An 11,413-nucleotide genomic window follows, 5' to 3' on the forward strand; every position below is an offset into this window, starting at 1 on the left:
AATGATTCAGCCTGAAAAAATAATAATAGCTGACGACCACCCTTTGTTTAGACAAGCGCTTCTTGGCACATTAAAGCCTAAGTTAAGTTACACGTCTTGGCTAGAAGCACAAACAATTGCTGAACTTGAAGCATTACTTGAAGCACACAATGAAAGTGACTTATTACTGCTTGATTTAAATATTCCGGGTGCGCATGGTTTTAATACCTTAATTCATGTGCGAAATCACTTTCCACAAATACCTGTTGTTATCGTATCTGCACATGAGGATCATGACACAATAAGTAAAGCTATGGGTTATGGTGCTGCGGGCTTTGTTCCTAAATCTACACCTGTTGATGATATTTATAACGCGATAGTAACAATTTTATCAGGAAGTGTTTGGCTCCCTGCTTCATTCCAACAAATGCAAGATAGTGGTGAAGAGTGTGATATTGCTGAGCGAGTGGCCAGTTTAACGCAGCAACAATACCGTATTTTAATGATGTTTGCTCAAGGGATGCTTAATAAGCAAATTGCTTATGATCTCAATGTATCAGAAGCAACTATCAAAGCGCATGCTACAGCTATTTTTCGCAAATTAAATGTAAGAAATCGTACCCAAGCAGTAATAGCTATCAGCCAATTAGATTTAAGTGAAGCAGGTTTTAATGCTCAATAAACCATAAAGTGATTTAAATATTTAGCTATATCCAACATAATCTGCTTGTAACTTCTTAGCCAGCATAGCACTCATCATAGCTCTTAATGCGGCTGGTTTTACTAACTTTCTCATATAACCCACATCGTAGCTTTTTGCTTTCTCTTCTATACCCGCTTCCGTGGTTGCAGTAATTAAAATTGCAGGAATACTTTGTGGAGATTGGCTACGTAGATCTTTAATCAGTGTCAAACCATCAGCTTGTATTCCTTCTTTACTGCCTGCTAAATACCCTAATTGGTAGTCTACTAATAAAATATCAATATCATTTTTATGATTAGCAAATTCTTCCAAAGCACTCTCGCGTGAATCAGCAGCAAGAATATTGCAGTGCCAAGCAGACAATAGCTCGACCATGCCGCTTAATACATCAGGGTCATTATCAATGCATAGCACCGTGATATCTTTAAGAGCAACATTAAATGCAGGTACCGTCGACGGTAAAATATCCATCTTTGGTGCAGCCCTCTCAACATGTACTGAGAATTTACAACCTTGCATAGTCTTCGATTGCAAACTTAAACTATGCCCTAATAATCGCGATAGACTTTGAGTTATATTCAATCCTAGCCCTAGCCCTCTGCCAGATTGGTTATTTACCGAGTCGAGCTGAGTAAACTGTTCAAAAACTAAACTTTGCTTTTCAACGGGTATGCCAGGCCCATTGTCTAAGATTTGAATTATAACGTCGTTATTAATCACACGCGCCCCAAGTAATACCTTACCTGGACTAGCATATCGAAAGGCATTACCTACAAGGTTTTGTATTATACGGCGCAATAAGTGCTTATCAGAATTAACCCAAACTTTTGAGCTTCGTAAGCGAAATTCTACCTGTTGCTCTTCTGCCAAGGCTTCAAATTCTTGCGCTAAATCTTCAAATAACTCATTGAGTGCAAATGGTTGCTTATTCGCTTTGATATTACCGCTTTCTAGACGAGCAATTTCAGCTAAATCGGCCAGTAAATCATTGGCCGCTTTAAGTGAACGGTCTATATTGTCCACTTGACGAGATTGAGCGTCAGTTAAATTATTTTGCTCTGACAAAGCCGAAGTAAACAAACGTGCAGCTTCTAAAGGCTGCATTAAATCGTGACTACAAGCTCGCAAATATTGGCTTTTCTTAATATGTGCCTGCTCAGCTTTTTCATGAGCTAATGCTAATGCTTCATTCGTTTTTGCTAAGGTTAATGTTCGCTCATAAACACGCGTTTCTAAGTCTAGGTTTGCTTCTTTTAATACTTGCTCAGCTTGCCTATAAGCGGTGATATCTGAAAACATCATAACAAAACCACCATCAGGTAACGGATTACCTTCAATGCGAATCGTTTGTCCACTTGCATGTTGTCTTTCTGAATTATGCGGGCTACCTTTTCTTAAATATCCTAATCGTTTATTTACCTGCTGCTCTATATCACCCATACCACATAAACCACGCTTAACGTTATGGCGTATTAAAGACTCGATAGGACTACCCACATAAATCAGTTCACTTGGGTAATCAAATAAATCAAGGTAGCGCTTATTCCAAGCAACCAGCTGTAAATTTTCATCCACAATAGAAATACCTTCACTGGCATTTTCTATCGCACTTTGTAGTAAGTTTTGTGAAAACTGCTGTCGTTGACTCGAAGCTTCTTCAACAAGTACCGCTAATTCATCTAATGCGATATCACGCCCATCAAGCGCTGAAGATAACACTAACCGCGCTGAAGAAGCCCCCATCACTGTCGCAAGGGTATTTTCAGTATGCTGTAATAACAGTTGATTATAAGTAGCATTCCCTAATTGCTTTTTGTTATTAGAAGAACGAAATAGACTAAAACTTGACTTAGCTTTATCTAAACCAACAAATCGAGAGACTAAGAGTTCCAGTTCTTCTGTATCTATTTGTCGTTTCTTTTGTGCTTTGGTTAACGTCGGGGATTGCCATTCTAAAAATAGCGAGGCTTGAACACGCTCTTGCACACTTTGACGACTTATTTGTGATAACGCCCACATTACAATTATGTTGGCAGCTAAACTAAATAACGTTGCGGTAGTTTTAACCGGTAAAAAGCCTTCTGCAAAAGGTGAAGAATACAAGCCAAATTGAGGTAAAAAGTTTAGGCTCATCCACAGAATAAAGCCGACTAATATACCTGCATACACCCCCATTAAACTTGCTCTGCGCCAATAAAAGGCTGCAATTAATGCCGGGGTTAATTGTGCAAAAGCACCGAAAGCAACTTCACCTAACGATGATAATGTATCAGGTGATGCCATAATAAAAACACCATAACCTAACATTATAACGAGCAGTGCCAGTAACTTACGTATATTTAACAACCGCTGCCTAAAATTATCGTAATCAGTTTGAGCGACTTTTTGGCGACGATAAAGCAATGGGAAAACAATTTCATTACTAAGCATTGTACTTAAAGCGATAGATGAAATGATGACCATAGAGCTTGCCGCAGAGACTGCACCTAAGAAGGCAAATAGCGTGAGCCATGTTTGATTAGCTAAACTAGGTAAGAAAAGCACATAAGCGTCAGAGGGGACACTCTCAGCTAATAATAGATGACCCGCCAAACCTAACGGCGCGGCGAAAAAGGCAAACACTAACAAATAAATTGGAAACACTCGCCGACTTAACCACGTATCACGTTGATCTTTTAGTTCTACGACCATCACCTGGAATTGTCGCGGCAATGATAAAAAAGCCGCCATGACAATAACCAACATCGCAACCATTGCCGCCATTTGATCAACATTGAGTTGTTGATCAAGTAATACGTTAGCATTGGCTTGTCGCCAAATATCTATAGGAGAATCAAAAAGCGAAAAACAAACAAATAAGCCTACCGCTAAAAAAGCAAAGAGTTTCACTAATGATTCAAAAGCGATAGCAAACATTACGCCAGGATGACGCTCAGTTACATCAATATTCCGAATACCAAAAAGCACAGTAAAGCCAGCCAGAACTAAACTCACCACTAAACCGATATGCCAACTATTAAAGCTTTGATCTACCTGAAGTTGCTGAAAAGAATACACCATCGCTTTCAGCTGTAGAGCAATATAAGGCATCGTGCCGACCAGAGCGACTATAGTGACTATAATAGCTAGGTTATGTGATTTACCAAATCGCGCCGCTAATAAATCAGCAATAGAGGTTAAATTGAGCTTTAAACTGACACGAATAATGCGTTGAATAAAAGGCCATGCAAAAATAAATAATAAAATTGGCCCGATATAAATAGGCAAATGTGAAAGGAAGTTACTGGATGCTTGACCTGTAGTCCCCAAAAAGCTCCATGAAGTACAGTAAACACCTAATGTTAAAGCATATATTAGGCTCTGACCTTTTTTCGCCAACTGATGACGATATTTATCCCCCAAAAAAGCAATTAAAAACAGAAGGCCGATATAAGCCAAGCTTAATAAAACTAACTGCCAATTTGGAAACATATCCGCCCACAAAAAATAGATGAAAAACGCTTATACCAATATAACCTAAGCCCATCAACAATAAAAAGATTCTTAATAAATTATTTGTTAGAATAGCGCGCAACCAAGGGGTGCCTCTCATAATTAATATCATAATTATGACGTGGCTGAGAAATAGACTCTTTGAACCTGGGCAGTGATGACGTTTGCTGGCATAGGGATGGTTACCGATAGCAATGACCTAATCGTACTTATCTCTATGTTTTCCCTGAATTAATTTTTGTTTTGAATTGAGATACTTATGACATTGTGTAAAACGACAATTAGCCTTGCTATTGCTGCTACCTTTTTTAACGCTTCGGCTTCTGCAAATGAATCACCAACTGATTTAGAAGTGATCACAGTAAGCAGTGATTTTCGCCAGCAAAACCTTCAAGCAACCCCTTCTTCATTGTCAGTGCTAACCGCTGAAGATATTAAATTACGCAATGCGCAACATTTAGAAGAATTAATCGCCATAAGCCCAAATGTAAACTATGCCAGTGGTTCTCAACGCGCACGTTATTTTCAAATACGTGGTATTGGTGAACGTAGTCAATTTAAAGAACCTATTAATCCATCTGTAGGCATGATTATCGATGATGTTGATTTTACTGGTATTGGCAGTATTGCGACGCTTTTTGATGTTAGTCAGGCGGAAGTTTTTAGAGGCCCTCAAGGCACACGATTTGGTGCTAATGCTTTGGCGGGTATGATAAATATTCAAACCAATGCACCAACCGATGATTTTGAAGGCGCGATTAAACTTGATCTTGGTAACTACAATACTTATGGTTTAGGTGTTGCGTTATCAGGTCCCGCTACCGATAAAGTAAACTACCGCTTTGCCATGAATAAGTTAGTCAGCGACGGCTTTATGGAAAACACCTTCTTATCTGCTGATGATACTAATAACCGGAACGAACTTAATGTACGTGGAAAATTATCGATTGAGGCAACCAATGATCTTACTGTTGATTTAACAGGCTTTTATTTCGATTTTAATAATGGCTACGATGCTTTCTCATTAGACAACAACAGAACAACATACTCTGACGAACCTGGCTTTGATGATCAAGAAACCATGGCGCTAGCCGCTAAATTTACCTATGAAGGTTTTGAACATTTTACTTTAGTATCCATTGTTAGTGCGGCAGATTCAGACCTTGGTTATGGATATGATGAAGATTGGGCTTATGAAGGTATTTCTGATCCAGAAGTCATTGAAAACCCAGAATTTGCTTATTGGGAGTACACTTCAACCGATCATTACTACCGAGAAAAAGCCTCACAGTCTCTTGAGTTTAGAGCACTTTCTAAATTAGGCAGTGAACTATTTAACAACAGCACCTCTTGGGTGGCAGGGCTCTATTACAAAAGTGATGAACAAGATTTACTTCGCCAATATACCTACGCAGACAATGATTTTAGCTCTAACAACCAAAGTCATTCTTTTGCTCTTTATGGCCAGTTAGACAGCCAATTAAACACCCAGCTCACCTTAACAACAGGGTTACGTCTAGAAAATCGCACTGCCGATTACCAAAATTCTGATCTTTTTGCTGACGATACTAGCGATACCATGGTTGGTGGCAAAATCGTTTTAGCTTATCAAGTTAATGAAGATAGCCTGCTATATGGTTCAATCAATCGCGGCTACAAGGCTGGTGGTCACAACACTGACGGCAGTTTAACTGAAGAATACCGTAGCTTTGATCCTGAATACCTCGTTAACTATGAAATGGGTTATAAAGTTTCTTTACTTAATGATAACGCCTATCTACGTACGGCTCTATTTTATATGGATAGAACAGATATGCAGGTTAAGTCTTCACAAACGATTGTTAGAGAAGACGGCAGTACTGAGTTTATTGAATTTTTAGGTAATGCCGCAACTGGTAACAACTATGGTCTTGAGCTTGAAACATCTTGGCAAATAAATGATTTTATTGATGTCTATGGTTCATTGGGTTTATTGGAGACTGAGTTTAATGACTTCATAGACTCGCAAGGGCAATCACTCACAGGCGAACCACAATCACACGCCCCATCATATCAATTTAATATTGGCTTTAATTATCGACCTACTGATGCATGGTTAATTAATATCTCTGCTGATGGTAAAGATGAATTCTACTTTTCTGATACCCGTTATTATGAGGGTGAGCGTATTAGTAAAGCAGATTTAACGTCTGAATCTATCGTGTTGCTCAATGCTTCTATCTCTTATTTAGCAGAAGCTTGGCAACTCAAACTTTGGGGCAGAAACTTAACCGATGAAAATTATGCAAACCGTGGTTTTTATTTCCCTAATGACCCGCGTGATGGCTATACTCCAAAACAATACACACAATTATCTGAGCCATTAGTGTTCGGTATTACTTTTGATTATAATTTTTAAGCGGGGCTAACAATGAACATCTCCATTGAACTAAGTTTATATCCACTTGCAGAACAAGAGTTTAAATCAGAAATTTGGGCATTTATTAAACGTTTACGCAATATTGACGGCTTAAAAGTGGTGACCAATGGCATGAGTACGCAAGTGTTTGGTGAATATGATTTAGCGGTAAAGCATGTAATGCAAGAAATCAAATTAGTACACGAGAAACTTGATGCCGCCGTATTCGTCTGTAAATTTATTAATGGTGATCGTTCACACGTAGAAGCAGAAAGTTAATGCAAGACATTTTAAGTTATTTCATTAATTTACCTTTATTAGAGCTAACAGCAATGCTGTTAGCGCTAGCGTATGTCATTTTAGCGGCAAAAGGGTCTCTATGGTGCTGGCCTGCCGCTTTTATTAGTACTGCGCTATATACCTACATATTTTATGATGTGTTATTGCTCATGGACAGTGCCTTAAATGCCTATTATTTAGTCATGGCTGTTTATGGGTATTGGTGTTGGCAATACAAGCCTACAAACAATGAAAGCAAGTGCACTGATGAAAATAACAATACTAACAGTAGTCATATAACTATAGTGTCATGGCAGCTCAGCTGGCACATTAAAGTCTGTATTGTTTTGGCAATTATTGCCTCTGCCTTAGGTTATTTTATGGCAAATAATACCAACGCAGACTTCCCCTATTTAGACACTTTTACTACCGTATATGCAGTATTTGCCACCTACTTAGTGACTCAGAAGGTATTAGAGAATTGGCTTTATTGGATTATTATTGATCTTATTTCTATCTATCTTTATATTGAAAAGTCATTATTTCCAACGGCTGTGCTCTTTGTCATTTATGTCATTATTGCTGCTTACGGTTATGTATCTTGGCGAAATCAACGACAAAACAGCGCTATGCGACTTGACCCTGCATTAGAGAGTTAATCCGTAAGTATGTCAGTTTTTGCCGAGCATTTATCTTCATTAAAGCAACTTCCCTGTTTTAAATATATTGAACAGGTAGAAAGTATTAATACAGGATTAAGCCAAGCCAGCTATAAAATTAGCGCCGATGGTCAGTTATTTTATGCAAAATATATCGAACACCATGACTGCAATGATGAACCAACCACGAGCAAAATAACGGCTCTTCAACAGCTCAGCCCTGCTGTTTTTCATCATCAAAAGCACTGGCTCATTACCATGTATATCGAAGGTAAAACGCTCTTTGAAAGCTTTATTCCCTTGACTGAAAAATTAGATCACGCCATTACATTAATGAGCCAATACCATCAACTAAACTTACCTCATAAAGAATTAGTACCAAGTGAAGTTATTGACCTCCTCCTAGAAACCAGCGAGGTCATATACACACCTTCTCAGCTAACCGTATTTCAACAACTTAAACATTACTTACAAAAAAACCTATCGGTAAAAGCAGACAAAGTATGTTGCCATGGAGATATGAATTTCAGCAATATATTACTTGATAATACTCAAAAGAGTTGGTTGATAGATTTTGAATGCTGCTGTATGGCTCATGCTGAGTTTGATATCGCCATGTGTATTGCCATCAATAATCTAGACAGCCATACAACCACTAGTATGTTGCAAAACTATCAACAGTTAAATCCTGAAAGCTCAATATGCAGGCAAAGACTCAATAACTATTTAGTTTTTAGCCATGTAATTAATGCGTTGTGGTTTGATAAAAAAGCGTCGAAGAAACAAGGTAAGGCACAGGTTGAGTTATATAAAGCATTGGCTCATAAGCAATGGCTAAGCTTACAGCATAGAATAAAAGAGTTTGAGCTACCCATTGATAGCTCATCTTTACCCGCAGCTATTTAACGGTTTGAGTATAAAACTCGGAAATATACTGACCACCTTTAATTTTAGCAATTAAGCGGAGCTTGTAACTATCGCCCCTGTTAACCACTAAACTTCTTAAATTTGTAGGACTTTGCCAATAATAAGGGCTCTTTTGCATTCCTAAAGGATATGGGGTCATTTTATCATTTTTATCGACTAAAAATAACGTGGCACTATCTAAGGGGAAAGTAGAATTAATTTCCGTTATGCCAGCTTCATCTGAAACATTAACTTTAAACTCACCAGAGCTTAAAACACAGTTTTGATTAATGACATCACAATGCCCCTCTGGCACTAATTGAATCAACTTAGTTTCTTGTGCCTGATTTTCTTCATAGTAGTCAGCACCAATATAACCAAATATTGCCAAAAAAGGCGCAACCATAAAAGCAAGTTTCGTATGTCTATTCATCACATTTTCTTCTTATAAAATATTAGTAACCGTTACGCATAACATTAATAGCAAATAAAGATAACCGATACAACAAAAGTGTCTTGTATTCAATGTATTATACCAGTCTGCATTAGAAAAAGAGCTCTTAGCGGGAACACATTGACACCATGATAACTTCATAATATTTGTTCTAATATCGCCTATGTTGTTCTCTGTGGTTACTTCTTATTAGCTAAAAAAAAGGCCAGTCGACTTTATAATTCTCGTCGGCTGACCTTTTATCTAATAACTCATAATAACAATGAGTTATTAATCACATTAACTAGTGATCGTGTGCAGCACCTGCACCTGATGGTATACGCATATTATCAACAATATCTTGAATATGCGCTGGTGCTGGCCCCGTTACTTTTAACATAGCAAACGCTACTGCAAAGTTAACTAATGCGCCAACTGAACCAAAAGCATTTGGAGAAATACCGAAGAACCAGTTAGGACCCATATCACCTAGGAACGAGGTACCTGGAATAAACATAATGCCTTTATGTTGGAATACATAAAGCATAGTAACGCCAATACCTGCAATCATACCTGCTACAGCAGCTTTACCAGACATTTTCTTAGAGAAAATACCCATCATTAGTGCAGGGAAAATACTAGATGCAGCTAAACCAAAGGCTAAGGCAACTGTACCGGCAGCAAACCCTGGTGGATTCATGCCGAGATAGCCCGCAAATAGAATAGCAATGGTCATAGTGACACGCCCCGCTAGTAGTTCGTTCTTCTCTGACATGTCAGGCACAAATACACCTTTCATTAAATCATGAGATACTGATGAAGATATCGCTAATAATAAACCTGCGGCAGTAGAAAGTGCAGCCGCTAAACCACCTGCTGCAACTAAAGCAATTACCCAGTTTGGTAAGTTAGCAATTGCAGGGTTAGCTAGTACCATAATGTCACGGTCAACTTTAACCATTTCATTAGTTGCTGCATCTGCCGTGTATTGTACTTTTCCGTCACCATTTTTGTCTTCAAATTGTAAAAGACCTGTTTTTTCCCAGTCTTTGAACCATTGTGGACGTTCATCATAAACAAGGTTTTCACCTGCTGCGGGTTCAATGGTGTTCATTAAGTTGAAACGAGCCATAGCACCAACTGCTGGAGCAACAGTGTAAAGTAATGCGATAAATACTAATGCATAACCTGCAGACTGACGTGCTGCTTGTACTGAAGGTACAGTGAAGAAGCGCATGATTACATGAGGAAGACCCGCAGTACCAATCATCAGAGACATGGTGTATGCGAACATATTTAATGTGCCGCCCATGTTAGATGTAGTGTACTCTTTAAAGCCTAAATCAGTAACAACCATATCTAACTTATCAAGTAAGTAAACACCGCTACCATCAGCTAAGGTAGAACCTAAACCTAATTGTGGGATTGGGTTACCTGTTAATTGAAGAGAAATAAATACCGCTGGAATAGTGTAAGCAAAAATCATTACAACATATTGTGCGATTTGCGTATAAGTAATACCTTTCATACCACCAAGTACTGCGTATACCCAAACTACAACCATACCAATAACTAGACCTAAGTCATAGTCAACTTCAAGGAAGCGAGAGAATGCAACACCTACACCTTTCATTTGACCGATAACGTAAGTTACCGAAGCAATGATTAAACAAACAACGGCAACAATACGAGCAGTTTTTGAATAGTAACGGTCAGAAATAAATTCAGGTACCGTAAACTTACCGTGTTTACGCATATAAGGCGCAAGTAACATGGCTAAAAGAACATAACCACCTGTCCAACCCATTAAGAAGACAGAGCCACCGTAACCTAAGAAGGCGATTAAACCAGCCATTGAAATGAATGACGCTGCAGACATCCAATCAGCACCAATTGCCATACCATTTTGTAATGGTGTAATGCCGCCGCCAGCTACGTAGAAATCACTGGTTGATCCTGCACGCGCCCACCAAGCAATACCGAAATATAACGCGAACGTACCAAAAACGGCGATGTAAGTATAAAGTTTTAACTCATCCATTTTTAGCCCTCCGAATGATATTTTTGGTCAAGCTTGTTCATTTTGGCACCATACCAAAAAATCAAACCTAAAAATGAATAAATTGAACCTTGCTGTGCAAACCAAAAACCAAGTTTGTATCCACCTAAACGAATTGCATTTAATGGCTCTACTAGTAGTAGACCTAAACCAAATGAAACCGCAAACCAGATTGCAAGACAGATAAAGATTAAGCGCAGATTTTCCTGCCAATATGCTTCTTTATTTTCCACAATAGTCTCCTAGCGACGTAGCGTTATTTATGTTGTTGTTACGCTTTTACTTAAAGTAAGTTAGTAATAATTATTTAGTTGAAGTCTGAATATAGATTTTTGTCTGACCCTAATCGACAAAGAGATACAAGGGCAAAAATCCATATTCAACTTCGACTATAAAAGACACTAACAAGCTTTCTTGTAACGAGATATTAAACTTTAGTCTAGATCAAGCTTTCTATTAGCCATTTGAACCACCCAAACCAGGTGAAAGGCACTATTTTTACTGA

At 38.3% G+C, this 11,413-nt stretch carries 9 protein-coding genes; 5 read left to right on the plus strand and 4 right to left on the minus strand.

The genetic code is table 11. The features are described from left to right. Position 1: 1 nt before the first annotated feature. Positions 2–661, plus strand: coding sequence for a response regulator transcription factor (locus D1094_RS08740; RefSeq protein WP_118959715.1), 660 nt, complete (start codon positions 2–4; stop codon positions 659–661). Between the two features lie 21 nt (positions 662–682). Here D1094_RS08740 and D1094_RS08745 read toward each other — a convergent pair whose 3' ends face one another. Further along, positions 683–4,153: a PAS domain-containing hybrid sensor histidine kinase/response regulator gene (locus D1094_RS08745; protein WP_118959716.1), complete on the minus strand. Its 3,471-nt coding sequence runs from the start codon at positions 4,151–4,153 to the stop codon at positions 683–685. A 280-nt stretch (positions 4,154–4,433) separates the two neighbouring features. Here D1094_RS08745 and D1094_RS08750 point away from each other — a divergent pair, with 280 nt between their 5' ends. From D1094_RS08750 to D1094_RS08765, 4 genes are read left to right on the plus strand one after another with little or no spacing between them, the layout of a single operon-like run. Next, the gene (locus D1094_RS08750) at positions 4,434–6,572 is read left to right on the plus strand and encodes a TonB-dependent receptor (protein WP_118959717.1); all 2,139 of its coding nucleotides are present in this window, start codon (positions 4,434–4,436) and stop codon (positions 6,570–6,572) included. A 12-nt stretch (positions 6,573–6,584) separates the two neighbouring features. Then, entirely contained in the window at positions 6,585–6,851 is a 267-nt protein-coding gene (locus tag D1094_RS08755; RefSeq protein ID WP_118959718.1) for a hypothetical protein, read from the plus strand. After that, on the plus strand, positions 6,851–7,510 hold the full coding sequence (gene pnuC, locus D1094_RS08760) for a nicotinamide riboside transporter PnuC (RefSeq protein WP_118959719.1): 660 nt from the start codon (positions 6,851–6,853) through the stop codon (positions 7,508–7,510). Before D1094_RS08755 ends, pnuC begins: the two co-directional genes overlap by 1 nt. A 9-nt stretch (positions 7,511–7,519) precedes the next feature. After that, positions 7,520–8,416, plus strand: coding sequence for a phosphotransferase (locus D1094_RS08765; protein ID WP_118959720.1), 897 nt, complete (start codon positions 7,520–7,522; stop codon positions 8,414–8,416). On the opposite strand, the gene D1094_RS08770 is transcribed toward D1094_RS08765, so the two are convergent. The 3 genes from D1094_RS08770 to D1094_RS08780 form a co-directional block, all read right to left on the minus strand. Next, positions 8,409–8,849 (minus strand): hypothetical protein, encoded by a 441-nt coding sequence (locus D1094_RS08770; protein ID WP_118959721.1) that lies wholly within the window; start codon positions 8,847–8,849, stop codon positions 8,409–8,411. The two genes, D1094_RS08765 and D1094_RS08770, sit on opposite strands and share 8 nt — an antisense overlap. A gap of 304 nt (positions 8,850–9,153) precedes the next feature. Next, a complete protein-coding gene (locus D1094_RS08775) occupies positions 9,154–10,890 on the minus strand; it encodes a sodium:solute symporter family protein (RefSeq protein WP_118959722.1) in 1,737 nt (578 codons plus the stop codon). Between the two features lie 2 nt (positions 10,891–10,892). After that, positions 10,893–11,141, minus strand: a complete 249-nt coding sequence (locus D1094_RS08780; RefSeq protein WP_118959723.1) for a DUF4212 domain-containing protein — start codon at positions 11,139–11,141, stop codon at positions 10,893–10,895. Positions 11,142–11,413: the final 272 nt, after the last annotated feature.

It is taken from the genome of Colwellia sp. RSH04, assembly GCF_003545765.1.
GTDB lineage: Bacteria > Pseudomonadota > Gammaproteobacteria > Enterobacterales > Alteromonadaceae > Colwellia.